Annotated in this window: 25 protein-coding genes; 16 read left to right on the top strand and 9 right to left on the bottom strand. The window is 43.8% G+C overall.

The window, feature by feature from the left end; all coding sequences use genetic code 11:
- Nucleotides 1–13: 13 nt before the first annotated feature.
- The gene (locus tag L5M37_RS01010; protein ID WP_028760265.1) at nucleotides 14–1,039 is read right to left on the bottom strand and encodes a GGDEF domain-containing protein; all 1,026 of its coding nucleotides are present in this window, start codon (nucleotides 1,037–1,039) and stop codon (nucleotides 14–16) included.
- A gap of 210 nt (nucleotides 1,040–1,249) precedes the next feature.
- Between L5M37_RS01010 and L5M37_RS01005 the strand changes: the two genes are divergently transcribed.
- A complete protein-coding gene (locus L5M37_RS01005; protein ID WP_263199072.1) occupies nucleotides 1,250–2,872 on the top strand; it encodes a M28 family metallopeptidase in 1,623 nt (540 codons plus the stop codon).
- A 132-nt stretch (nucleotides 2,873–3,004) separates the two neighbouring features.
- On the opposite strand, the gene L5M37_RS01000 is transcribed toward L5M37_RS01005, so the two are convergent.
- From L5M37_RS01000 to L5M37_RS00990, 3 genes are all read right to left on the bottom strand, one after another.
- Complete coding sequence (locus tag L5M37_RS01000) at nucleotides 3,005–3,868, bottom strand: hypothetical protein (protein ID WP_212599818.1); 864 nt, start codon at nucleotides 3,866–3,868, stop codon at nucleotides 3,005–3,007.
- Between the two features lie 379 nt (nucleotides 3,869–4,247).
- Nucleotides 4,248–5,255 carry a RimK family alpha-L-glutamate ligase gene (locus L5M37_RS00995; protein ID WP_105252744.1) on the bottom strand — a complete coding sequence of 336 codons (1,008 nt, stop codon included), beginning with the start codon at nucleotides 5,253–5,255 and terminating at the stop codon, nucleotides 4,248–4,250.
- A 20-nt stretch (nucleotides 5,256–5,275) separates the two neighbouring features.
- The gene (locus L5M37_RS00990; RefSeq protein ID WP_028760261.1) at nucleotides 5,276–5,725 is read right to left on the bottom strand and encodes a DUF413 domain-containing protein; all 450 of its coding nucleotides are present in this window, start codon (nucleotides 5,723–5,725) and stop codon (nucleotides 5,276–5,278) included.
- Between the two features lie 108 nt (nucleotides 5,726–5,833).
- Here L5M37_RS00990 and hdfR point away from each other — a divergent pair, with 108 nt between their 5' ends.
- Nucleotides 5,834–6,703 (top strand): HTH-type transcriptional regulator HdfR, encoded by an 870-nt coding sequence (gene hdfR, locus L5M37_RS00985; protein WP_131525547.1) that lies wholly within the window; start codon nucleotides 5,834–5,836, stop codon nucleotides 6,701–6,703.
- Between the two features lie 10 nt (nucleotides 6,704–6,713).
- On the opposite strand, the gene L5M37_RS00980 is transcribed toward hdfR, so the two are convergent.
- On the bottom strand, nucleotides 6,714–7,085 hold the full coding sequence (locus tag L5M37_RS00980; RefSeq protein ID WP_028760259.1) for a diacylglycerol kinase: 372 nt from the start codon (nucleotides 7,083–7,085) through the stop codon (nucleotides 6,714–6,716).
- A 280-nt stretch (nucleotides 7,086–7,365) separates the two neighbouring features.
- Here L5M37_RS00980 and L5M37_RS00975 point away from each other — a divergent pair, with 280 nt between their 5' ends.
- The gene (locus L5M37_RS00975) at nucleotides 7,366–8,277 is read left to right on the top strand and encodes a DNA ligase (protein ID WP_263199071.1); all 912 of its coding nucleotides are present in this window, start codon (nucleotides 7,366–7,368) and stop codon (nucleotides 8,275–8,277) included.
- 70 nt (nucleotides 8,278–8,347) lie between these two features.
- Here the strand turns inward: L5M37_RS00975 and L5M37_RS00970 are convergent, their stop codons facing one another.
- On the bottom strand, nucleotides 8,348–9,418 hold the full coding sequence (locus tag L5M37_RS00970) for a type I restriction endonuclease (protein ID WP_131525545.1): 1,071 nt from the start codon (nucleotides 9,416–9,418) through the stop codon (nucleotides 8,348–8,350).
- A 431-nt stretch (nucleotides 9,419–9,849) separates the two neighbouring features.
- Between L5M37_RS00970 and L5M37_RS00965 the strand changes: the two genes are divergently transcribed.
- The 8 genes from L5M37_RS00965 to L5M37_RS00930 all read left to right on the top strand — a co-directional run bounded on the left by L5M37_RS00965 (nucleotide 9,850) and on the right by L5M37_RS00930 (nucleotide 17,024).
- The gene (locus L5M37_RS00965) at nucleotides 9,850–10,332 is read left to right on the top strand and encodes a low molecular weight protein-tyrosine-phosphatase (protein WP_263199070.1); all 483 of its coding nucleotides are present in this window, start codon (nucleotides 9,850–9,852) and stop codon (nucleotides 10,330–10,332) included.
- Nucleotides 10,333–10,401: 69 nt separating this feature from the next.
- Entirely contained in the window at nucleotides 10,402–10,698 is a 297-nt protein-coding gene (locus tag L5M37_RS00960) for a hypothetical protein (protein WP_028760210.1), read from the top strand.
- 298 nt (nucleotides 10,699–10,996) lie between these two features.
- Nucleotides 10,997–11,464 carry a GNAT family N-acetyltransferase gene (locus L5M37_RS00955; protein ID WP_263199069.1) on the top strand — a complete coding sequence of 156 codons (468 nt, stop codon included), beginning with the start codon at nucleotides 10,997–10,999 and terminating at the stop codon, nucleotides 11,462–11,464.
- A gap of 724 nt (nucleotides 11,465–12,188) precedes the next feature.
- Entirely contained in the window at nucleotides 12,189–12,314 is a 126-nt protein-coding gene (locus L5M37_RS00950) for a hypothetical protein (RefSeq protein ID WP_263199067.1), read from the top strand.
- A 147-nt stretch (nucleotides 12,315–12,461) separates the two neighbouring features.
- Complete coding sequence (locus tag L5M37_RS00945; protein ID WP_263199065.1) at nucleotides 12,462–13,778, top strand: hypothetical protein; 1,317 nt, start codon at nucleotides 12,462–12,464, stop codon at nucleotides 13,776–13,778.
- Nucleotides 13,779–13,797: 19 nt separating this feature from the next.
- Nucleotides 13,798–14,328 (top strand): hypothetical protein, encoded by a 531-nt coding sequence (locus L5M37_RS00940; RefSeq protein WP_263199064.1) that lies wholly within the window; start codon nucleotides 13,798–13,800, stop codon nucleotides 14,326–14,328.
- Nucleotides 14,325–16,313: a GMC family oxidoreductase gene (locus L5M37_RS00935; RefSeq protein WP_263199063.1), complete on the top strand. Its 1,989-nt coding sequence runs from the start codon at nucleotides 14,325–14,327 to the stop codon at nucleotides 16,311–16,313. The genes L5M37_RS00940 and L5M37_RS00935 overlap by 4 nt, the downstream gene beginning before the upstream one ends.
- A 333-nt stretch (nucleotides 16,314–16,646) precedes the next feature.
- The gene (locus L5M37_RS00930) at nucleotides 16,647–17,024 is read left to right on the top strand and encodes an SH3 domain-containing protein (RefSeq protein ID WP_263199061.1); all 378 of its coding nucleotides are present in this window, start codon (nucleotides 16,647–16,649) and stop codon (nucleotides 17,022–17,024) included.
- 291 nt (nucleotides 17,025–17,315) lie between these two features.
- Here the strand turns inward: L5M37_RS00930 and ylqF are convergent, their stop codons facing one another.
- Entirely contained in the window at nucleotides 17,316–18,257 is a 942-nt protein-coding gene (gene ylqF, locus L5M37_RS00925) for a ribosome biogenesis GTPase YlqF (protein ID WP_011919190.1), read from the bottom strand.
- A 150-nt stretch (nucleotides 18,258–18,407) separates the two neighbouring features.
- Nucleotides 18,408–19,247 (bottom strand): isopenicillin N synthase family dioxygenase, encoded by an 840-nt coding sequence (locus L5M37_RS00920; protein WP_011919191.1) that lies wholly within the window; start codon nucleotides 19,245–19,247, stop codon nucleotides 18,408–18,410.
- Nucleotides 19,248–19,619: 372 nt separating this feature from the next.
- On the opposite strand from L5M37_RS00920, the gene L5M37_RS00915 reads away from it, so the two are divergent.
- Nucleotides 19,620–20,525 (top strand): bifunctional methionine sulfoxide reductase B/A protein, encoded by a 906-nt coding sequence (locus L5M37_RS00915; RefSeq protein ID WP_263199059.1) that lies wholly within the window; start codon nucleotides 19,620–19,622, stop codon nucleotides 20,523–20,525.
- Nucleotides 20,526–20,673: 148 nt separating this feature from the next.
- Here the strand turns inward: L5M37_RS00915 and hemB are convergent, their stop codons facing one another.
- Nucleotides 20,674–21,657, bottom strand: a complete 984-nt coding sequence (hemB, locus tag L5M37_RS00910; protein WP_263199057.1) for a porphobilinogen synthase — start codon at nucleotides 21,655–21,657, stop codon at nucleotides 20,674–20,676.
- 351 nt (nucleotides 21,658–22,008) lie between these two features.
- On the opposite strand from hemB, the gene tsaB reads away from it, so the two are divergent.
- From tsaB to L5M37_RS00890, 4 genes are all read left to right on the top strand, one after another.
- Nucleotides 22,009–22,722, top strand: a complete 714-nt coding sequence (gene tsaB / locus L5M37_RS00905) for a tRNA (adenosine(37)-N6)-threonylcarbamoyltransferase complex dimerization subunit type 1 TsaB (RefSeq protein ID WP_263199055.1) — start codon at nucleotides 22,009–22,011, stop codon at nucleotides 22,720–22,722.
- Between the two features lie 106 nt (nucleotides 22,723–22,828).
- Complete coding sequence (locus L5M37_RS00900) at nucleotides 22,829–23,143, top strand: hypothetical protein (RefSeq protein ID WP_263199054.1); 315 nt, start codon at nucleotides 22,829–22,831, stop codon at nucleotides 23,141–23,143.
- Complete coding sequence (locus L5M37_RS00895) at nucleotides 23,136–23,864, top strand: M50 family metallopeptidase (protein ID WP_263199053.1); 729 nt, start codon at nucleotides 23,136–23,138, stop codon at nucleotides 23,862–23,864. Before L5M37_RS00900 ends, L5M37_RS00895 begins: the two co-directional genes overlap by 8 nt.
- A 210-nt stretch (nucleotides 23,865–24,074) precedes the next feature.
- The gene (locus L5M37_RS00890) at nucleotides 24,075–24,887 is read left to right on the top strand and encodes a class I SAM-dependent methyltransferase (RefSeq protein ID WP_263199051.1); all 813 of its coding nucleotides are present in this window, start codon (nucleotides 24,075–24,077) and stop codon (nucleotides 24,885–24,887) included.
- The last annotated feature ends 8 nt before the right edge of the window (nucleotides 24,888–24,895 follow it).

Raw genomic sequence — 24,895 nt, 5'->3', positions numbered from 1 at the left:
TAAGTTATAACTATCAGTTACTGATAGGCAGCACACGATTTCGTCCTAAGCGCTTGGCTTCATAAAGTAATTTGTCTGCCGCTTCAATCAATTGCATACCCGTTTGTTTTTCTTGCCATTGGGCGACGCCAAAGGAAGCACTGATATTATTGATGCGTTCGTCTTTGCGTCTGTCTTTTAAACTGAGTTTTTCGAGTCCACGGCGCATAGCTTCGGCCAGTTGCCTTGCGATACGTAGCTGACTTTTAGGGACAATAATCGCAAATTCTTCGCCGCCAAATCGATACAGTTTTGTGCCATCGCGGCAGGATTCCTGTAGCCGTTTCGCCACGGCGCGTAACACTTGGTCGCCGAGCTGGTGGCCATAGGTGTCGTTAAACACTTTAAAATGGTCGATATCGGCCAAGATCACACAAGTGCCTAAGGGGGCTTGGGCTATCATTCCTGCAAAATCAGTGTCAAAGGCGCGGCGATTAAAGCAGCCCGTCAGTGCATCGTAGAGAACGTCTTTTTCTGTTTGTTCAAGTTTTTTCTTTAGTGCGTCTATTTCGGTTTGAGCCTTCTGCAGCTGACCGGTAAAGAACTCTGTGCTCGAGCGAATATTGTCCGACTCTTTCACTAAGCTGCGGACCAGATCGAGTACTTGCTCAACGCTAAAGCCTTCGTCTTCGATGCGGTTGAGCTTTTCAAAATTACTTTCGATACGTGACTGGAAGTCATTGGCATCTAGATTGGTATCTTTGAGTGATTGGGAAAGCTCAGTCACCATAGCATCCAGATTTTGGCGCATTTCTCTGACATCGAGTTCAACTGGGTCGGCAACATATTGGCGATACAAGATTTCGCTACTGACAGGAGGGCAAGTATTGTATTGGGCAATAACAGTATCGAGTTGTTGATTTAACTCGGGATTTTGTTCACCAACATAAGTGTACCAAAGCGCATAGTTAACGGGGGTGGTCGGAATTTTATGTTTGAGCATCAGAGGCACTGCTTTTTTGAGGTTCAGTGCAGCGGCTTGTAATAACTCTAGCGACATATTGTTACCTTACTCAATGAAAATAAACGGATATTTTAAAATTTTCGCTATTTTTTATTCTGTTGCAGTCAGATTTAAGTCAACGACAAGAATATCGGTCAGATGGAGACATGATTACCGTTTACTCTTGGATGTAGCGACTCCGTTTGCGCTAAGACTTCCATCATAAATTAAAGATGATATGGTAAAGTCTATCCTTAAAACCAAATAATGATAATAACTTGGGAGAAAGTTGTGAAAAATTTAATCATAACCACAAGTCTGTTGGCCACTATCTCATTACCTGTCTTTGCTGAAACGGCATTTGTGAAAAGTCTCGATCTCGTGCAATACCGAACCGATGTGAAAACCTTAGCGAGTGATGCTTTTGGGGGACGCGCGCCCTTGTCTGAAGGTGAAACGTTAACTTTAGACTATTTAGTGACAGCATTTAAAGATATGGGTCTCAAACCCGGATTTGGCGATAGCTATTTACAGGCGGTTCCTTTGGCGCAAATTAGTGCCGATCAAAACATGCAGCTTGATATTGGCGGACTTAAATTTGCCAATGGCAGTGAATTTACCGCGAGAACCCAAAGAATCGCTGACACCGTGAGCCTGAATAAAAGCGATGTGGTATTTGTTGGCTATGGTATCAATGCACCCGAATATGGCTGGAATGATTATCAAGGGTTAGATGTAAAAGGCAAAACGGTCATCGTACTCGTGAATGACCCCGGCTTTGCGACCCAAGATCCAACAATATTTAAAGGCAATGCTATGACCTATTATGGTCGCTGGACTTATAAATATGAGGAAGCGGCGCGTCAAGGCGCTGAGGCCGTGTTTATTGTTCACGAAACAGCGCCTGCCGCCTATGGCTGGGGTGTGGTGCAAAACTCCAACACAGGGACTAAGTTTACTCTGGTCGATGCCAATAATAACCAAGGTCAAGTGGGCGTGATGGGCTGGGTTCAGCACGAAACCGCACAAAAAATCTTTGCCAAAGCGGGATTGGATTTTGATACCTTAAAACAGCAAGCAGCCAAGCCAAACTTTAAGGCTATCCCACTTAAGCTGAGCGCGCAGCTCACGTTAAACAATAAAATTGAACGCGCCGAGTCCCATAACGTCGCGGCTTTACTGCCCGGTAAAACGCGCCCCGAGGAAGTGGTGATGATGCATGCCCATTGGGATCACCTTGGCACTGTGATTGAAGACGGTAAGTCAGAGATTTTAAACGGAGCTGTCGATAATGCCAGCGGTGTGGCGGGGGTTTTAGCGTTAGCGCGTTACTTCAAACAGCAAGCTAGCACGGCGCCACTGGATCGCTCGGTGCTCTTCAGTGCCTTTACTGCAGAAGAAACGGGTCTGATTGGTGCACAGCATTTTGCTCTGCATCCCAGTGTGCCAACCAAAAATATCGTCGCCTTTTTAAATATCGATGGCATGAATGTAAATAAAGGCGTTGATTACATTTTGCGCTATGGGGAAGGGGTATCTGAGTTGGAGCAATACTTAGATAAAGCCGCCAAAGCCCAAGACCGTTCGGTAAAAGCGGATCCAAGACCACAGAATGGATTGATGTTTAGATCAGACCATTTTGCGCTGGCCCAGCAAGGTGTACCAGGATTGTTATTTATGAGTCTTGGAGATACAGATCCTGACTATATTGCGCATAAATATCACCAAGGAGCCGATGATTATGATCCAAATTGGACGTTGGAGGGGGTGAGTCAAGACCTAGACTTGATCGCCAGTATGATAACCACCTTAGCGAATGGTTCAGATTGGCCCCATTGGCTTGAATCATCAGACTTTAAAGCCAAACGTGAGCAGGATGGCCGTAAATAGGTTTAATGGGTTGGATCATGAGGGCGTCCAGTAGGCGCCCTTATTTTTTCGCACTAATTTGGGCCAGGGTTCGGGCAACAGTTTGAGCGAGAAGGGGTGTTTAATACAATATGGGAAGAGATTTTTATTGAATTAAAAGGAATAGCTGATAGAAAGCATAGGGCCAATAAAATTGTAATAGATGTTGTAATCGGCGATTTGAGTATCTTTATTCGGCGAATTTTGGGCGATATCAACGTCAACTTTATAGTAGTTATAGGCCACGCTCATTCGCCAGTTTGGGGTGATTTGTGCATTAACCCCCACTTTAATATCAACCAGTTCGCCTTTGACATCATTGAGTTTGATGTAAAAATACTGTGCATGGCTGGTGATTTGCCAACCGGGAACAAATTCATACTGACCATATATGCCAATGTCGGGCAGTGGCGCAGTGACATTTTCGTCAACAATGCGCGGAATTGCTTGGCTACCGCAGACATTATTGAGTAATTCCGATGAAGCGCAAACACCAATCACCCCTTCAAAACCTGTCTTGATAAACATAGTATGTAAACCAAGTGATAGACCGACATCATAGTTACTGCCTTGAAATACATCATAGCCATAGCCGAAGCGCAGTACATCAATGTTTAAGGTTGAATTTAGATTACCGCCTGCTTTGATATCGTAAATGGTGTCGTTAATCTCGAGCTGGAAGGGTTTGGTTAAGGCTTGGGTTTCGGCGTTACGATGAAGCTGTTTCCAGTCTAGGTAGATATTGTGCCGTTCGTTAAAGTGATAATTTAACTCGATAAATGGTAAAAATTCGTTTTCTGCAAGTTGTAGATCGGACTCATAATCTAAGGTGAAATTATTACCCGAAACAGGGTTAGTGACTTCCATATTGGTGTCTGATTGCGAATAAAAGCCGCCTAACTGAATAGTAAAATCATCGGCTTGCACTTGAGTGCTGAGCAGTGACGCTATGATTAGGGGTAATAGGCGGATCGACATGTTAAGGAGTGACTCCTGCATTATTCTTATTATGTTTAGCGATAAGGTCAGAATTTAGTGCTATAAAAAAACAACATTTGGAGTTTAACAGCAAATTTTTCAATGTGAACAAAATGTTTTAAAAAATGCAAAAAATTGTGATTCAAAACAAAAGTAGGGCTGGTTCTCGTGAGGTTGAATGAAATTTGAGTGAGCGATCACATCAATTGTGGATTGAAAGACTAAGGACAAGTGTTTCCTTCCTGAACGGCTTTAGGATTGTTGCGTTGTTAATGGGGCTAGATACAAATGGATATAGACACAAACATGGTGGAGAATCATCGATATTGAGAATATCTAGCGGTACGATCCCGCTAGATATTGATATGTCCTAGTGCTTCTATTTCGTCTCGATAGAGGACGCAGACGATAGAAGTGACGGGGTAGAAGTCTCAGCCTCTACGCTATCAGCTACGATTTTTGGGCTACTTGGTTCATCTTTATTAAACATGCCTAAACGGATGCGAATAAAATGCAAAATTTGCGCGGCAATATCCACATTCAAACAGGACTCTAAGCCCTCAAACCCTGGAGATGAGTTAGCCTCACAAATTTTGTAATGGCCGTTATCAAACAATAAATCGATACCTGCAACATCAAGATCGAGAATATTGGCTGTTTGGGTGGCAAGCCATTCAATTTCAGGAGTGATCTGAAATGGACGCGCTGAACCACCGGCACTGACATTGGCTTTGAAGCTGTCTTCTTGACCACGTCTTTCATAGCAACCCGCCACACGACCACCAATAGTGAATACGCGTAGATCGCGCCCATGACTGTTAGCGATAAACTCTTGCAGAATGATGTTAGCGTTTTTATTGGTCGCTTCAATCAACTGCATTAAATCGTCAAATTCACGCGCCTTATGGGATAAAAACACACCACTGCCCTGTGAGCCTGAAAGTGTTTTTATCACCACAGGAAAACCGAGATGGCGTTCTACGAGGGCGATATCGACGGGGAATTTAACCAACATGGTTTTAGGCGTAGGCAGATTTTTCTCGGCCAACAATTGTTGGGAGAATAACTTGTCTTTAACGATTTCAATGGCTTTAGATGGATTGAGGCAATATACCCCTAATCTTTCTAAGTGACGAATAATGGCTAAAGCAAAGTAGGTCGTGCCTGAGCCCATTCGCGGAATGATAAAATCGGGCAGCTCGACGGCTTGCCCATTCAATAAAATACTCTTGTTATCTTCTCTGGTGACAGTCAGATCAAATTCATCAGGTGCGTAAACTTCCAACTCTATGTTATCGGCTTTTGCTGCCGCCAGTAGACGCTCAATTTCATACCATTCAGGTTTTAGCTGAGTCGCGGTTTCTTTATATAAAATCCAACCACGCATTTAGTAGCAAACCTTAATCTTCATTCTTTATCCTCGGGTTCAGGTTCATCCTGAACATCATCTTCAATATCAAATACAGCCTCAGCCTCTATTTCTATCTCGGGCTTGGTTGCAGGCAAATGCACTGTACCAACCACGGCATAAAAGGGTTTCCCCATGGCGAGCCTGCGATACTTTACCCAGATCTGCTCTAACAAGCTACTGGGGGCGATATTTCCTTTGGCGACTTCCACAAATTGGGCTTCATCAGAGGTGCAAGGCAGCGTTTTTCCTTCCGCTAAATTCTTCATCGCATGACCATGCAATTCAAGGAGTTCAGCTTCTTTATTGGTAAAATCGCCGCTTCGTTTAAAGCCTTTGGGGAAATTAGCATCGTCGTAGAAACGTTTTTGAGAGACAAAACTGGCAGCAACTGAGCCGTTAAACGTCTCAGAACCCTTGTTAGCGTTAAAAAAAGACTGTTCAGACATGGCAGATACCCTCTAGTTTTTGATATACAAAGATTTGCAACTGGAGTATTGGCTAGTATTATTGATTTATAAATCAAAAAAATTTGCCTATGTTGGTCAAGAATTTTTATGGATACCGATTTACTAAAAACCTTTCTCGAAGTCTCCCGTACTCGCCATTTTGGTAAAGCGGCTGAGAATCTTTATCTCACCCGAAGCGCTGTGAGCTTTAGGGTGAAACAGCTTGAGAGCATTTTGGGTGTCGCCTTATTTGAACGGCAACGTAATAATATTCAGCCCACGCCAGCAGGCGAACGTATGCTTGGTCATGCCGAGGCGGTGTTAACCGCATGGGAGCGGGCTAAGCAAGATGTTTCCCTCAGTCAGTTACAGTCGACTCAGCTTGCCATTGGTGCAGGGCCGAATATTTGGGACGCTTACTTGCAAGGTTATTTACAGGGACTGCATGTCGGTTTACCTGGCGTGGCGTTGCGCACCGAAGTGCTACCCGCGAATGCAATGACGCGTCAGCTAATTGACCGCACCTTAGATATTGCGATTTCATTCGATCCGCCAAAGCTTGATCAATTTGAGATAGTGCAACTGGGGCAAATTAATTTGTTGTTGGTGTCGAGCTTAAAAGGTCAAACGGTAAAAGCGGTTGTGCCGGGGCAATATGTAAAAGTCGATTGGGGTACGGCGTTCAATATTGTTCACGCGCAGGAATATGCCTCGCTGCCAGTGCCAACGTTGCACACGAGTTCAGCACGTATTGCGTTAGATTTCATCTTGAATAATGGCGGCTGCGCATTTTTACCTGAGCATCTAGTGCAACATGCATTGCGCGGCGGCGAATTGCATCTCGTCAGCGGCGCGAATGCCATTTCACGAAATGTGTATCTTGCGTATTGGGCTGAGAATGACCGCTTAGCCCAGATCAAACAAGCCATCGACTTTTTAAGGGACGATGGCTCAATGGTTGTTCATGCAACGGTTTAGAAACTAAGAATTAAAGCACTAGCGGCGTTAATACAACCAGCCAAGTTAATCCACAAAGCGCAAGACTCATAAAGACGGCAGCCGAGGCAATGTCCTTGGCTTGGCCACTTAATGGGTGTATTTCACTGCCGACACGGTCAACCACAGCTTCAATCGCCGAGTTTAATAGCTCAACAATCAACACGATAAACAACGTGAAAATCAGCATAAGGCGTTCAATAGTGCTGATATCAACCCATAAGGCTACGGGTAACATGACTATCGTTAAGATTAATTCCTGTCTGAAGGCGGCTTCGTGGATCCAAGCGGCCTTTAGGCCCTTCATCGAAAATCCCGTCGCTCTGAATATGCGCTTAATACCGTGATTATTGGCTGGTTTCATAGTGTTTCCAATTGACGTTAGCGACAAAGCGCTGAGGTTCTGCTCATTCAAAACAGGGGGGAATAAACCCTACTGTTGTCTTTGTTAACATTTGACTGAGTCATAAATTTGGCCGCAGTATAGCCTGAGATGAAAAGTGCATAAACAATTAACTGAGCAAATTTGATCATCAACATTCGTTGTTAACTTAGGGAGTTAGTGACTTTTGCGGTTATTTTAGTGCAACTTTAGCCGTGCGGCCTAAGCTTGATGAAGGATATATTGCAGCGTGGGCAAGGGAATGACTCATACAAACCCGTTACAAAATTTAACATTTAATCATTTCATCCGTTTTAGTACTTTTAAGCTCAGCTTGCTTATACTTTGCGGTTTAACTCTTTCGGTTAACGCACAAACCTCACCACCTGCCATACAACTTGCTACCGAATTTGATGCGACTCGAACTTCGCAAGATATTAATATTCAAAATTTTTTGATTAGTGAGAAACTCGACGGGGTTCGAGGTTACTGGAATGGCAAGGAATTATTCACTCGGCAGGGAAATGCCATCGCCACACCCATTTGGTTTACTGTAAATTTTCCGAATTATCCCCTCGATGGTGAATTATGGCTTGGGCGAGGTCAGTTTGAAGCGATGTCGAGTTTAGTTCGACAAACCTCAGCTAAGGATGATGATTGGCGCAAAGTGCGATTTATGGTGTTCGATGTCCCCAAGGCGAGTGGCGACTTTCAGCATCGCTATCAATTTGCGCTGACTGAACTGAGTGGCAAATCGAATTATCTTGAAGTCATAGTGCAGTTCCAAGTAGAAAGCCTTGAAGCCCTGTATCAAAAACTCGATGCCTTAGTTGCAAAAGGTGCCGAAGGCTTGATGCTGCATCGCAGTTCTGCGACTTATATCAGTGGCCGCAATCCTCATCTGATGAAGTTAAAACCTTATTATGATGCTGAAGCTACTGTTATCGCTTATATCCCAGGTAAAGGTCAATTTGCAGGGCAGATGGGCGCATTAAAAGTGCAAACGCCAGACGGCCGAATTTTTAGTATTGGCACAGGTTTTAGTCTCGCAGAGCGCCAACATCCCCCCGCAGTGGGCACTATCATCACCTATAAATACCTTGGGCTTACCGTTAACGGTTTACCGCGGTTTGCCAGTTTTTTACGGGTAAGAACCGATGTTGAAACTGAGTAGCCGTTCCTAGTAAATCAAATTGCGCATAAGTCTTTACGCTGAGTAATGCGCAATTGATATTTTGATAGTATTATTCGTAATAGGCGACTGTCGATAATAGTTGTTCACTGAAATTAAAAATATCATCTACAGAGTTAATAGGATGACGAGTTTCATTTTTATTTTCATCTACTAATCCTAGATACTTTTGTTTAGCATTGAAGTGTAAGCGGCATAAGGGTTTTCGGTTATTATCATCCAATAGTATGCCAAAGTAACTTTGGGTATCCCTTGCGATGATTCGATTAACTTCTATTTTTTGCCTCAATATAGCTTTTATCACATTGAAACCGTCAATTTCTTCTTCAGTAGTAACTACTTTAATTTTTTCATCATTGGATGGGATTGGGGTATCGATTAAATTTTTGTTTTCATCAGTTGGTTTATCATTGCCAATAGCGGATTTTAAACGTTCATTAATGCTGTCGTTGAGAAATTGTCTTAGTGCTTTATGAGTAATTTCAGCAAATTGATGTTTTACTTTAGGTGTAAGAACACCATCATAAGCCCTTGAGGCAAAAAAGCGAATAAACTCTTCTTCAGGTTCTTTAAATTGCTCACTAATAATACGTTTTATCTGACTCAAGTATTTTAGTTCTCCTGCCGCGCTGACTATTGAGTTAACGTCGAACGAGTTTTTAGTCAGCTTTTTAACTTCAGGAATTAAGTGTTCATCAATATTTTCAAGATCTAAGATCAGAAATGGTTTTTCATCCATTTTGTTAGGAGCATCAAGATCGGTATAAAATTGATATTCAGTACCGTTTGTAAGAATAGCTAAGCGTGCGTTGGTGACAGAAAAATAACGAAATAGTTGTGACGCATGCTTTATGGACAGCTTTTCATTGTACTTTTTGCATTCAATAAGGATTTGCACTTCACCTTCTTTAATTAATGCGTAGTCAACTTTCTCACCTTTTTTACCTATAGTATCTGCCGTAAATTCTGGGACAACTTCGCTAGGATTAAAAACATCATATCCTAGAACTGTATGCAAAAATGGCATGACTAAGGCATTCTTAGTCGCTTCCTCAGTTTGAAGGCTATTAGCAATTTGAGGGATGCGTTTTGATAGAACATCGATTCGTTCAATAAAATCCATTTTACTTTTCCTCTTCTTGTACTTTGTGGTGTATTTTTTATTTGAGCGAGTATGCGGTGAACATTCAGTTTTATTTTAAACCGTACTCTGACATATAAACCTAGTCGATAAAAAATCCTTAGCAAGGAGGCTAATTTGTTTCTGTGCTGTTTATCGTATATTTTACGGGTTAGGTTAAATTTTGTGCGTGCTTGGTATGTATATGGCTCAAGGGGAATATTTTAGCTGAGGTGACACCCTTAACTTTCGGATCGTAGCGCGCATTTTATTTTTGATAATGGTTTGGCGTAAGAATATTTTGTGTTTCTAGGTTTAACATGTTGTATTTATAGGTAAATAATTAATGTATTAAGCTGCTTATCATATTAAGTTTACATCTAGGTTTAAGCACACTAGATAAATTATTGATAATACTAAGCTATGAGGTATTCATGTTAAAAAATCAAAGTGTACGGCGAATATTGATGGTTTGTTTGGGTAATATTTGTCGCTCACCGACGGCAGAGGCGGTTTGTCGTCTTAAGATTGCTGAGCGCAGGCTTAATATTGAGGTGGATTCGGCGGGTACTATTGGTTATCACCAAGGGGATAAGCCCGATAGCCGCGCTATTGAGGCTGGTAAAAAGCGGGGTTTTAGTTTCGAGGGCATGCGGGCGCGGCAGGTGGTGAATGATGATTTTGAGCATTTTGATTTAATTCTAGCTGCGGATAATGCCAATTTGGCGGATCTGCTTAGCCGTTGTCCGGTTGAGTATCAACACAAGTTACAGTTAATGTTGTCCTATGCTGATACGCAAATAACGGAAGTACCAGATCCTTACTATGGCGGCGCACAGGGTTTTGAACTAGTGCTCGATCTCCTCGAGCAGAGTATGGAAGCTTTATTAGATCAATTGACCGAAAAGTTCCGTTGAGATGCGTATTTCCATTTACGGTTTGGGTTTTATGATAAGTTCGGGTAAATCCCCTTATGCGAGATGACGATGAAAGTAATGGATTCTGAAAACCGAGTATGGTTCCTTTTGGAGCATGAAGGTCGCTTGTACTTGAATGCAAATTGCAACATGAGTGCATTTGGCTATAGCTATATGATCCAGCTCAATGGTCAGGAACTGCAAAATTATGAAGGTGGTGGCCGCGAGTATCTAAATAATCTTGCTCACGATATTCATTATTCTGTTCCAATCGCAAAAGACACAACGTCAATTTACAAAGGTCGTGAAGTTTCAAAACAGCTAGCTGGTTTAGCAACAGAAGCGATTAAAGCGTGGCGTGCTTAAAATCGGTTAACTCTAAAATGCCCCAAAGCTTGTTTCAAAGTTTAAAATGCAAGTAGGGTTAATAAAGTTGTGGCTATAAAAAAGCTAATGTGATGAGGTTACTTTCAACCTAGAAGTCATGCCAGTCCGAACTTTCAATAAAGCCACAGCAAAGTAAACATCATCATAAAGTCATTAATAGATATCAGTATAGTTTGACTACAAACATCAATGGTTGTGGGCTGCTTGCCTTACAAGGTTAAGTTGGTAAGATGTTGTTCATAAAGAAAATCAAATCGTTGTACATCTAAGGACATATATGGGAATTTCATTACTTGCCGATAATCCCTCTGCGATAGACACGGTAGCTAGTTGGTATTTCAACGAATGGTGCCAAGACAATAGTAGCTATACCAAGGAGGAAGTCGTTGAAAAAGTCTCTGCATCAATAAATCGTGATACCGCGCCTATTCTGATCATTGGAAAAGTAAATGGTGTTCTTGCTGGTTCAGCAGAGCTAAAAATTCGAGAAATGGACATATACCCAGAATTTGAATTTTGGCTTGGTGGTGTTTACGTCACTCAGCAGGCTAGGGGACAGGGTGTCGCCTCAAAACTTGTGAAAGAGATAATATCGCTAGCACATAAAATAGGCGTGAAAAAATTATATCTTCAAACAGAAGATTTAACTGGAGGTTTGTACTTACATCATGGGTTTAAGCCTATAGAACAAGTGAATTATAAAGGTATAAATGTATTGGTTATGGGCACAAACATCGGTGAATAACAAGTTTGTGAAGGTACTCTGCGGCTCAATTGAGGGAAGCAAGTGGAACGACATGGTCATATTTCACAGGGCTACCTAAGTAGGTCAAAGCATCCCCAAATGGCATCATTTTTAATCTTAGAATTTTAGTCAGTACAAGAAAATAGATTTCCTGTTTCAACAGTAAGAACCAGTTGTGTTCTGTTTCAGTCAAAGTGTTTATAAAGTCATTAGCAGGGCCATATAATCAGATGCTGAGTGACTCTTTACAGAATCTAATGATGAAAATAAGTCGAAATCTTCCAAACTTTGACAGTTATTGTTGAATCAATGGCTACCAAATAAGAATAGGCCGCGCGTGGTTGCGACCGATTTTACGATCGCTTAGTCAGTATTGGAGCACTGCCCACGCTTGGCCCTCGCAGCCTTCAGATCAATGTTGAACTCTTGATATCACATTATGCTTTTACTGCTGTTATCGTCGTCTCGTGCGGCGGGCTTTTTTACAAATAAAATAAACCTTCTGCCTCACGCTTGACAATAAGTGAAACGTAAACAATCTTTTAACATGGAATATTTTCAGAAGGTTACTTTTCTTTCTGCAGAATAGAATTATTTTCACTACGGGAACACAGGAGTGTTTAACCCTTCCACTGAGATAACTAGGTTTCATTTGAGGTGATCATCAATGAATAATCTAGACTCAAGGTATCGTGATAAAACGCAATCATGAAAAGGAATTTCAATGAAAGACGTTAATATTTATCCGTATCAATCAATCTGTTCAGACCTGCTCAGTAAGCCAGAGACTGCGATCAAAACAGCAAACTTCAATTTTAATATCGAAACCCATTTATTGGGATTTGGTTGAGGTCAAGTCTTGTACGCTATTTGTATCGTGCCATCACGCCTGCAGTGGCGGGTGTTGTGAAAGCCCTGATTTTAAGTCGTTAAAGAAAGTGGAATCGTAAACGTTTTAAGCATTGAATAAGTCCCAATAACAAGGAGAGTTAATTTCATGTCTATCAAATCTTTTCGCTATAGTGCGTTTTTTTTGTGTATGAGTGCTGCTGTACATGCAGAAGCACCAGTAGAGACAAAAGCAGCTATAACGCTACCCACGTTAAGCCCTGTTATGCCGCTGGAAATCACAGCAAAACCCCCGTTCTCACTCGAAAGCCTGCAACATGATTTTGATGATTTTTCTTGGCAATCGTTTATTGCACTTAACTGGCCAGCAAATGCCGATGGCACACCCAATACTATGTCCACCATTGGGCAAAAAACTAACCAGCCAGTCGTGTGGCTGCATTGGAAGGAAAGCCGGGAGATTTTTTTACCCGATGGCGTAAAACCACCTGGGTGGGATCAGTCCAATAATGTGCCGGATGTTTGCAAAAGTATTGATCCCAAGTCCATTCCTCAAGGGACTATTTATTTAACGCAAGTAGGGAAGACCCCGAATGTGTTGGATGAAAGCGGTGAGCCTTTTACAACGGGTCCATTGATTGACCAAAACGGGCTTTATACCCGTTATGAAATATTAACCAATGAAACTATGTTCAATTTTATTTTGAACAATAACCTTTACAGCAAAAAAGGACAGAAACAGTTTAATGCCGATGTCGACTTTACCGCGAGCGACAGTAAAACCGGGCAGGTAGGTTCTATTATGCTTAAAGCCTCATGGATAAAAATGGGCGGCAAGTTTGATTCGACGAATTACTATACAACTTACGCGCTAGTTTATAACAATCCCGAAGAGCAACACGGGGTTAAGCCAGCTTGTGCGCTTGAGCAAGTCGGGTTAGTGGGTTTTCACATTGCCCACAAAACCGCAGACGAACCACAATGGATTTGGTCTACCTTTGAGCATGTCGCTAATGCGCCAACACAAGGTGAGTCAGCATCATTGTCGGCATATAATTTTTACGATGCTAAATGTACTGACTGCAAAGTGAATGAACCACCAGCACGCCCGTGGGATCCGGCAACCCCGCACACTAAACCAACTCAAGTGGAACGCGTCATTCCTATCACTGCCGATGCTAAAGCCTTAAATGCCAGTTATCACGCAGCACTCGACGCTGTAGTGCCGGGATCGGTATGGAAGAACTACGAATTGATCAGTACGCAATGGCCTACCGATGCCAAAAATCCCACCGATCCAACGGGCGTGCCTGCTCCCTTATTTTTAGCGAACACCACGCTCGAAACTTATATCCAAGGTTCGGTAAAGCAAACATCAAGCAGCTGTATGGCTTGTCACAATAATGCGGCAACCACTAACGGTAATTTTGCTGATTTCACTTACTTGCTGCAACGCGCGCAATAATTTACGAAAGGAACTCATCATGACTGATATTACAGGCGCGACTGCCGATACTATGAATCATTTTATTGGTTTGAGCGCGGTATTAACCGGCTTTGCGACCAGTATTATTGCCCCGACATTGGATCCCGTGGATATTAAATCCGAATACTTAGCCGTGTTTACGCAAAAAATAACCGAAGAATCGAAGGACCTAACTTTAGTTACAACTATTCTGCAAAAATTTGCGGCGTTAAAAGCGCAGCAATTATCAGATCAACAAATTGGCACGCAAATGCTGGCACCAGACAACGGGGCTAATTTTGTGTTGGCCTGTCGTAAATTGATTTTTATGTGGTGCTCAGGTGCATGGCCAACCATTATTCCCTCGACGGATACAGAGCCGGAAACCACGGTTAGCGATATGATTTCGGCAAAAAGTTATACCACAGGTTTAGTTTGGCAAGTTATGCAGGCTCATCCGATGGGGGATTCAAATTATCGCTATGGCTATTGGGCGAAACAGCCCGCTGCACTGTCGGCATATACGGGTCATCAAGGAGGTGCTGTATGAGCACTCAAACCAATTACGATGTCATTATTGTGGGATCAGGTATTGCCGGTTCTATCATGGCTTATCAATTGGGGATGGCGGGGAAAAAAGTATTAATCCTCGAAGCAGGGCAGGAAGTGCCTGTTGACCGCAGTGGTTACATGGAAACCTTCTTTAAAGCCAATGCCAAAACACCTGAGTCACCTTATCCTCCAACCACACAAAATCCAGCGGCATCGACGGCGGATAATCCACTCGGGCTGCCTGATCCTGCGAAGGAAAATGTGCCGCGTTATACCGTGTTGCAAATTGGCGCATGGCGTAATCCAAAGCAATGTTATTTCGACTACACGCCGCAACCAGAGCATTTGAAACCTGACAGCCCTGAAGCAAAGTTTGCTTTTGCTAGTTCCTATGAGCGTATTGGCGGCGGCACAACTTGGCATTGGCTAGGGACCAGTTTGCATTTATTGCCCAATGATTTTGAGTTGCAAACCCAGTATAAGCAGGGTGTGGATTGGCCCGGTGGAAAACAATTTTATCAGGCGCTGGTTCCTTACTATGAACAGGCGACCAATGAGATTGGCGTCGCCGGTGACAAAGAGGCGATGGATCAGCTTTATCGCGGATTTAATGTTTCACCGGATGGTGTTTATGGGCCGAATTACGATTACCCAATGCCTGGCATTGTTTCATCTTTAGTTGATCAACAATATGAACAAGCTGTGAGCTATATGGTGTACGACAATATTCAATTGTCAGTCACGCCAACCCCTCAGGGGCGCAATTCATTACCGGGGGAACGCCGTCAATGTGCGGGGAATACAAATTGTATTCCTATTTGCCCTATACAAGCCAAATACGATGCTACTGTGACGCTCGGGCGAGCATTGCAAACCGGTAATGTTGATGTGTTTTATCGTCACGTCGCGACAAATGTTCAAGTGGATGAAAATACAAAGGATGTAGTTGGTATTGATTATGTGACCTATCAAACTCACGGGGGGATAGCGACGGGCGGCGGTACAGTTACGGGTAAAAAATATGTGATTGCAGCTCACGCGATTGAGACGCCTAAATTATTGCTCATGTCTAAGCGTAATAAAGCCTGTCCGAACGGCGTCGCCAACCATAGCGATCAAGTGGGGCGTAATTTGATGGATCACATTATGTATTTGGCCTGGGGTCTGGCGAAAGATCCTGTCTATGGTTTTCGGGGGCCTTTATCTACTGCGGGTATCGAAAGTTTACGTGATGGCGCCTTTCGTAAAGACCGTGCCGCCTATCGTATTGAAATCGGCAATGAAGGTTGGCAGTGGGCAGCAAATGATCCATTCACGACCTTAGCTGATTTTGTATTTGGGCAAAATAATTCGCAATTAAATGGGGATTCTGTCAATCAGCAGGGGATTCCATTACGGTTTGATCCCGCTATGCCTGCAAATAGCAGCTTATTTGGTGCCTCGTTGGTGAGTATCTTAAATGGTATTTATACACGGCAAATTCGTATGGGTTATCTAATTGAGCAATTGCCGGATCCTGAAAACCGTGTCGAATTGTCCGAGACCTTGACTGATAACTTAGGTTTGCCGCGCCCCAAATTAACCTATCGAGTCCGCGAAGATTATGTGCGCAACGCATTTGTCTCGGCTAAAGATATTTCGACTAAACTCTTTGATGCCCTTGGTGCGCGCGAATATACCAAGGCACCGCCTGCGCCGGTTTTCTATGGTGATAAGAGTGAGGTGACGTCGAATAATTTTGAATATCAGGGCCATAATTTTAGGTTTTACGGTGCTGGGCATATTGTTGGGACATATCGAATGGGGGACTGCAGAGATACATCTGTGGTGAATCCTCGCCAGCAATCTTGGGATCATAGCAATCTGTTTTTAGTCGGTAGCGGAGTGTTTCCAACAGTTGCAACGGGTAATCCAACCCTCACTTTGGCAGCATTGGCATTCCAGGCAGCAGATCATGTTTTGGAAGACCTTAAAATAAGTTAAAAAAGTTGTAATTATTCATTAGGTTGCTGTTAATTCCCATTGAAAACTGCGTGCAAATTGGCGCGGTTTTTGGCTAACTGAATATACCTTCATATTACGCTAACTGGCATTTTCCTACTCATAATGCAGTTTATTGTCATCGTATTTAAAATCAAAATATTACAGTTTTTTATGCTGATAATTGGTTTGAAAACTGTGCATGCGTATGTTGTCGGATAGTATGTCTGATAGAAAACGGATAAGTTTCACTCAAACCGAGCGTTAATTGGGCGTGCTTTAATAAGCGAACAAAGTTAATTTTTACGAATATTTATCAAAAGGTTAGCTGAATACATGACTACTAAGAAATATATCGTTGTCAATCCACATGAAAGTGAGTTTCCTAACCCCATTACGTTCAAAAAAGGTGATCCTCTTACTGTTAGAGAAAAATATGCAGGTCCTGAAGGCTGGGATCTCTGGTTCCTTTGCACTACGCCAGGGCAAGATGCTGGTTGGGTTCCTGGTCAAGTGATTCAGCGCCTAAAAAATTCCGACGGGCTGGCGCTTGAGGACTATACGGCAAGAGAACTTAATGTGCATGAAGGGGGACAACTCATTGGCACACGAATGTTGAATGGCTGGGTATGGTGTATAAAAGCTGTCAGTGAAGAATCAGGGTGGGTACCATTAGAAAACTTGAAAGAAGTGGTCGATCTATCCCGCGACTAAAGCACCTTTGCCGTGCAGTCAAACCCAAGATGGTTCCTTGGTGTATTGTGCCAAGAGGATGATGACTGGCGGATATTGAGAGCTTATATCAGGCACGCAGAAGTCATTGGCGTAAAAGTGTTTTTAACGCGAAAGTTCCGTTTCTGATAATAAAAAGCCAGTATATTCAATATACTGGCTTTAACTTTAAACTTGATGAATGAGCGCCATAAGCTGGAATATAAAAGTCATCAGCGTCTTGTCTTTAACAAACTCTGCGCCTTATATTCCAAATGCAGAGTGGCGGGCTGACTAGTCGTTATGACGTTTGCCTGAACGTTTAAGTCTCTCTGCTGCCAGTTTGGCTTCTTTCTCTGCTTCTTTTTCGGCCATGATACGGGCGACTTCAATCTTTTCAAGCTCTGCCATCGCAGGTGTTTCTAGCGAGAGTAAGCCTATTTTCCCCGAGCGATATTCATGCAGTAATAACTCTGATGCCTTGTGCATATCGATGCGACCACCGGGACGCAGCGCACCACGTTTACGGCCGATTTCCTCGAGAAGTGCGACATCATCCTTGGGTAATTCACTTAAGTTATAGCGCTCACAAATCTCTTTTGGATAAGCGGTTAAGAAATACTTAGCGGCGAACAGGGCCACATCTTCATATTCCATCGCCGTATCTTTAATCGCGCCAGTGACGGCAAGGCGATAGCTGCTCGCTTCGTTATCTACTTTGGGCCACAAAATACCTGGGGTGTCCGACAGCACGATACCGTTACGTAAATTGATCCGTTGCTGGGTTTTGGTTACCGCAGGTTCGTTACCGGTTTTGGCAATAACACGTCCAGCTAAGGTATTGATGATGGTAGATTTCCCAACGTTGGGTATCCCCATGATCATAGTGCGAATGTCTTTTTCGGTTTTATCGCGACTTGGTACTAGCTTACGGCAGAGATCAGGGATTTTTTTCACCATTGCTGCTTGCAGCGTTGTGATCGCCGTGGCTTTGACGCCTTGTTCACGCTCTAAGTATTCAATCCATTGTGCGGTGATCTCTGGATCGGCCAGATCAGATTTATTGAGCAGTTTGATACAAGGTTTGTCGCCTCGAAGCTGAGCCACCATGGGGTTTTCGCTACTGTAGGGAATACGCGCGTCCAGCACTTCGATAACAAGATCGACTTGAGGCATTGCCTCTTCAATCTCCTTGCGTGCCTTGTGCATATGCCCCGGATACCACTGAATTGCCATGATAACGCCTTGTCCTAAATAACTTAAAGAACGGCTATTCTACCTTGAAGGTGGCGAATGTCATAAAAAAAGCGCCCTAAGGCGCTTTAATCGCTTAATCCTTGACTGTCTCTTGTGATTGTTGCTTGGATTAATAGGCTGAATTAAGGCTTAGATCACCCCGAGTTCGCGCAGTCTTTCCATCAGATAACTGTCAGCGGTATAGCGATCCGATAGCACGACTGCAGGGTTTGGATGTAAAAATAACGGCAAAGAGATCCGTGACTTGGTTTTATCCGTACCTTCAGGATTGATGACGCGGTGTGACGTCGATGGGAAATAGCCGCCAGAGGCTTCCTGTAACATGTCACCGATATTGATAATAATGTTGCCAAAATCGCTTGGGACATCTAACCAAGTACCATCTTTGGCTTTCACTTGTAATCCAGGCTCATTGGCTGCAGGTAACACTGTGATAAGGTTGATATCTTCATGGGCTGCGGCGCGAATGGCGCCCATTTCTTCACTGCCCGTCATCGGCGGGTAATGCAGAATACGCAGTAAGGTTTTTTGGCTATTGGCGATCATTTCTGGCAATGGCATCGAAAACTTGGCTTTTATGTCTTCTGGTGAGTAGGTTTCGATCCACTCTAATAGTTCTGCAGCCAGTGCGTTGGCTTTATCGTAATAGGCGAGAATATTGGTACGTAGTGAATCGGGGATACGGCCCCAAGGGTACACGTGGTAGTACTCTTTAATGTCTTTGACTGTGTTGCCTTTGGCGGTTTCAGAAATCGACGCAGGGAAGAAACCGTCGTGGGTTTCTTTTTTAAACATATAGTCGTTTTTGGCTTCTGAATTAAAAAAGGCTTGCCACTCGGTGTAGATGTCTTCAACTAAGCGCTTATCAATCGGATGATTAGATAAAACACCAAAGCCAGTTTCCCGAAGTGATTCAACGAATTGCTGGGCACTGTTTTCAGCGCGGTAATCAATGGTTTCTAATTTCATTTTGGTTTCTACTTGTTATATTTAGTTGTAATTTGACCCGCAGCAAGTGTAGCCGTGCGCTGATGTGGGTGCAAATACTCAGCGACTGTGATCTGGATCAACTGCCGTATTTTCCGTCATTTATGCAGTCGCTTATATGAGTACTTAATATGAGCACTTATATTAGTACTTACTTGAGTGGTAAGATTTTAGTCACTAAATCCGTTAGTATGGGCATTAGATTTGTTGTGATTGGATTGATGTCAGTCGCATTTTGAAGCCGAGTGCAAGAAATCTTGCTTGGAGTGGGTCTTATGTTGGCTTCCTTATAAATCAGCTTCTTAATCAAAGAATATCGAAATACACAACGACGTGAGTCGAAAGGGCATTAATATGAATAAACTGACCGATTTTGAACGCTATGTTATCGAAGAGAAAGGCACTGAACGCCCCTTTAGTGGTGAGTATTATGAACACGATGCTAAGGGTTTGTATTTATGCAAAAAATGCCATGCCCCCTTGTATCGCTCTGAGCATAAATTTAATGCCCATTGTGGCTGGCCTGCCTTCGATGATGAAATTGCTGGCGCTGTAACCCGCCATATAGACGCTGACGGCCGCAGAACTGAAATTGTTTGTAGCCAGTGCGGCGGTCACTTGGGGCATGTCTTTGAAGGTGAAATGTTAACACCTAACAATATCCGTCACTGTGTTAACTCAGTTTCTATGGTTTTCAAAGGGATGGATAAGGCTGTTGAACAAGCACCGAATCACTTTGCAACTTTTGGTGCTGGGTGTTTTTGGTGCGTCGAAGCGATTTTTAAAAGTCTAAAGGGCGTGGTGAATGTTACTTCTGGCTATGCTGGCGGTGATGCCCATGATGCCGATTATAAATCTGTTTGCTCGGGCCAAACCGGCCATGCAGAGGTTGTGCATATCGAGTTCAACCCAGAGGAAATTGATTTTACGACGCTATTACAGGTCTTTTTTGAGAGCCATGATCCGACCACGCTTAATCGCCAAGGTAATGATAAGGGGCCACAATATCGCTCCGTGGTGTTTACCCATAATGCTGAGCAGATAGAGCAAACTACCGCTATGCTTGCTCAGTTAGCAGTAGCCAAGGTTTTTGATGCGCCGATAGTGACCCAAGTTTCAGCGTTTGATACTTTTTATCCCGCTGAAAATTATCACAACGACTACTTCGCTTTACACGGTGAGCAGCCCTATTGTCAGATGGTCGTGCGTCCTAAAGTGGAAAAAGTGAAAGCCTTGTTTGCAAGATTGCAGAAGGCTTAAGTGAATAGGGTGTTAAATACAAAGACGCCACCGATAAAGGTGGCGTTTTTTATGGGGTTTCTAAAGTGCAAAACCTAGTTGTTCTCTTAACAAGCCGCTTAGCTATCGGTTTAACGATTAGCGTAACTTTTGATTAGCTACCGACGCACTATCGGCTTTCAGTTAACCATTGGGCGTATTGTTTGGTGTAATAGCTGACAATCAAATCTGCACCCGCCCGCTTTAAGCCGATAAACGTTTCAGTCACCACTGCACGCTCATCCAACGCGCCCGCAAGGGCGGCAAATTTAATGCCCGCATATTCACCGCCGACTTGATAGGCGGCGAGTGGCAAGTGGGTTTCTTGTCTTAAACGGCTGAGCACATCTAAGTAGGGGGTGCCGGGTTTAACCATCAGGATATCGGCGCCTTCGGCTTCATCTAATGAGGCTTCTAACAGGGCTTGACGACCATTAGCATAATCCAGTTGATATCCCTTGCGATTTCCATTGAGTTCACAATCGACCGCGGCTCTAAAAGGACCGTAGAAGGAAGAGGCGAATTTTGCCGAGTGGGCCAGAATCGCCACATGTTCAAAACCTGCGGCATCGAGCCCTTGGCGAATGGCTTTCACTTGACCGTCCATCATGGCCGATGGTGCTAACATATCAGCGCCCGCTTTGGCGGCCGTTATCGATTGCTTAACTAAATTTTCGACGGTGAGGTCGTTGCAGACTTCATTATTGTGTACGACGCCGCAATGGCCGTGATCTGTGTATTCACAAAAACAAATGTCGGGGATTACCATCATCTCAGGCACGGTAGCTTTAATGGTGCGCACCATACGGGCGAGTAAACCATTGTCGTCCCATGTATCGCTGCCCTTATCATCCTTAGTGTGGGAAATCCCAAAGGGCATCACATAGCGGATCCCAAGGGCGTAAAGCTCGCGAACTTCATCCGCCAGTGCGCTCTCAGGTAAACGGCTGATGCCAGGTAGCGTGGAGATGGGCACAGCATGGGTGATGTGCTCTTCAATGAACAGGGGATGGATAAGATCGCTCAGCGAAATATGGGTTTCGCGCAGCAGATCGCGCATTGCTTCTGAATTACGTAAGCGTCTTAAGCGACGCAATGGAGGCGTGTTTAACATGAAATGTCCTTATCGAAGGCGGGTTAAAGCAATCGTACAATACTAAGGGAATGGCAAGGGATAAATTCGCCCCTTACTTTTCTGCTCTGACAATCAAAGTTGAAAAAGTTTCCCCAAGCGAGCTATATTCATTAATAAGTTTATTGATCATTGACTTAGATCACATAAATTCATCTCGTCCAGATTTGCGACTGAATATCATGAGGGCGCTATTTTAGCTGAGTTGCTTGCTTAGCCCTTTGTTTTCGGACATTTGATGTTATTATTTGCGCCAGTTTTCTCATGGCATATTCGCGCAATACAGATTATGTAAATTTGATGCGAAATCTTGCCCGCTAATCCGGTTTTGAAATGACAATAACACACGAACACTCTGCTTGTATTCTTGCCTTAGACACTTGTACCGAATCCTGCTCAGCTGCGCTGCAATACCAAGGTCAGATTTATGCTGAACTTGCCGATGCACCGCGTGAACACAGTCAACGTCTGCTGCCTATGGTCGATTCAGTGCTCAAGCAAGCGGGCATTCGCTTAGATAAAGTGACTGCGATTGCTTACGGACGAGGCCCTGGCAGTTTTACGGGGATCCGCATCTGCACTAGCATGACGCAAGGTCTGGCACTGGGGTTAGATTTGCCTGTGATTGGTATTTCAACCTTAGCGGCAATGGCACAAATGGCGATTAGCCAGCATCAAGCCGAGCAAGTTTTGTGCACCATTGATGCGCGCATGGGCGAAGTGTATTGGGGCCAGTTTGTGGCCGTTGACGGTATTGCAACGCTTGTCGGTAAAGAAGTAGTTAGTTCACCTGCGGACGTACAACTTCAGCTCGATACTCAAGCGCCAATTGTGGGCTGCGGCACAGGTTTTGATGCTTATCCCGATTTGCTGGCACTCGGCAAGGGGATTTTAGCTCTCGAGGCCGTGAAATATCCCGATGCAAAGGCTATGCTGATATTGGCTGAAGCAGGCATAAAAGCTGGACTGACAACCTCGGTCGATGAGCTTGAACCTGTGTACTTACGTGATACAGTCACATGGAAAAAGTTACCCGGCCGTGAATAAGCTGTTCTTTGCTTGAGTATCTGCGATAGAATCTCAGGCAACTGATACTAAGCATTCTTTACGATGAATGGCTTAACGATGGATAGTGCAAACTTAAGGCTTCTTGATGCAAGTTAATGTGAATCAAATGAGTTTGACGAATGCTGTAGCGAGTAATAGACCCGCTATCGCTCAGGGGCTGACTGCGCCTGAATCGTCACGCCCAGTGATTGAGCAAGATGCCGTTGAAACCCTTAGTTTAGAAACTCAGCCTAAAAGTAAAAGCGCAGCGGGAAATTTACAGTCAAGGCTCGGCGTCCACCTCGAGTATGAGCAAGATACGCGTGGCCATCAGGGGGCGATAGCCCAATATTTACAAACTCAACATGCCGCCAAACGCGATGAAATTCAGCAAATGGTGGGTGTGGACTTGTATGCTTGAGCATCAAAAAACGTCTTCTAGTTCAACCTCGCGATTTTCCTCTTCTAAATTAACAGGTTTAGCCGCCAGCGGTGTACCAAGCCGTGGCTTGTTTATCATCGAGCTGGTGGTGGCGTTACTCATCACTCGCATTCCCTATTTAAGCGTGCCGTTTAAATGGCTTGAAAGCTATTTCCATGAATTGTCCCACGGCATTGCAACGATTTTAAGCTCGGGCGTGGTCAGCCATATTCAGTTGTTTCCAAACGGCGCCGGATTTTGTTTTAGCCAAGGTGGCTCGCCGATGTTTATTGGCTTTGCTGGGTATTTTGGCGCGGCCTGTTGGGGATATTTAATCTATTTATTAGCGACTTGGCCAAAGGGGATCCGCGTGAGTTTTGCCTTGCTAGGTGCTTTAGTGGTGCTAAGCGGCTTGCTTTGGGGCAGGGATATTCTCACGTTAGCGATTTTAGCTGTGCTGACTATTATTTTGTTGTTACCGCTTAAACTCAGTCAAAACAAAATGTTGACTCAGTTTTTGCGTATTATTGGCTTGATGATCATGCTTAATGCACTTGCGAGTCCGACTGTGTTGCTCGGGCTTGATGGTCAAGGTGATGCAGTTATGTTGGCCGAGCGCTCTTGGATCCCCGCGTGGATTTGGGTGGGATTATGGTTATTAACCAGTGCTTGCGCTTTGTATTTTGCGTGGCGCCGCGTAGATAATGCCGCAAGTCGTTAGTTCTCAAGCTTGTTTAATGTCTCAGTCGTCTAGTGTTTCCCCCATCTTTTTTCTGCTTTGAACTTTGTTGATTTAGGTAAAGGTGATTTTGCTCATCACTTTGAGCTATAACCACTTATGTCGCTTAAAGCTTAGTTTTCCGACTTCTATTCCTTGGATTTTTGGCCATTGGCTGCTAGGTTAAGCCTTCGGTATCCATGGAGAATTACAATGAAAAAAGTCACCTTAGTTGCCAGTCTGCTGCTTGCTGGTTTATGTTCGAGTGTTACCTATGCCGATGAAAGCTTAGATAAAGTCTTAAAAAGCGATTTTCGTCAGGCTAAAAATGCCAGTCGTGACGTTTATCGTCATCCCGCTGAAACCTTAACTTTTTTTGGCATTACCCCAAAACAGACTGTGATTGAACTCTGGCCGGGTAATGGCTGGTACAGTGAAATATTAGGGCCTTATCTTGCTAAAGAGGGCCAATATATCGCAGCCAGTTTCGAAACAGCTCCTGCAACAGATACTCCCGGAAATCGTTATCGCGCGAACGCGGGTACTAAGTATGCTGCGTGGATGACGGCCAATAAAGACGTCATGGGCAATGCTAAGATTGTAACCTTCGATCCTCCACATAAGATGGATTTAGGCGCTGACGGTAGTGCTGATCTGGTATTAACCTTCCGAAATCTACATAACTGGGCATCGACAGATCAGCTGGAAAACGTGTTTGCCGCGTCTTATAAAGTGTTGAAGGACGGCGGTATCTTTGGCGTGGTAGAGCATAGAGCCAACGAAGGAATGAACTTCAGCACTGGCTATATGGATCAAGCGGCTATGGTTGCTTTAGCCAAAAAAGCAGGTTTTACCTTAGTTGAAAGTGCAGAAATCAATGCGAACCTCAAAGATACGAAAGATTACGCCAAAGGTGTTTGGACGCTACCGCCCTCTTTTGCCTTGGGTGATACCGATAAAGAAAAATACCAAGCGATCGGTGAAAGTGACCGTATGACACTTAAATTTGTCAAAAAATCATCTTAATTACCTGA

It is taken from the genome of Shewanella sp. SM69 (genome assembly GCF_025653985.1).
In the GTDB taxonomy this organism is placed as follows: domain Bacteria; phylum Pseudomonadota; class Gammaproteobacteria; order Enterobacterales; family Shewanellaceae; genus Shewanella; species Shewanella oncorhynchi.
The sequence above is the reverse complement of the archived record's forward strand: the minus strand, read 5'-3'. Positions and strand labels throughout refer to the sequence as shown.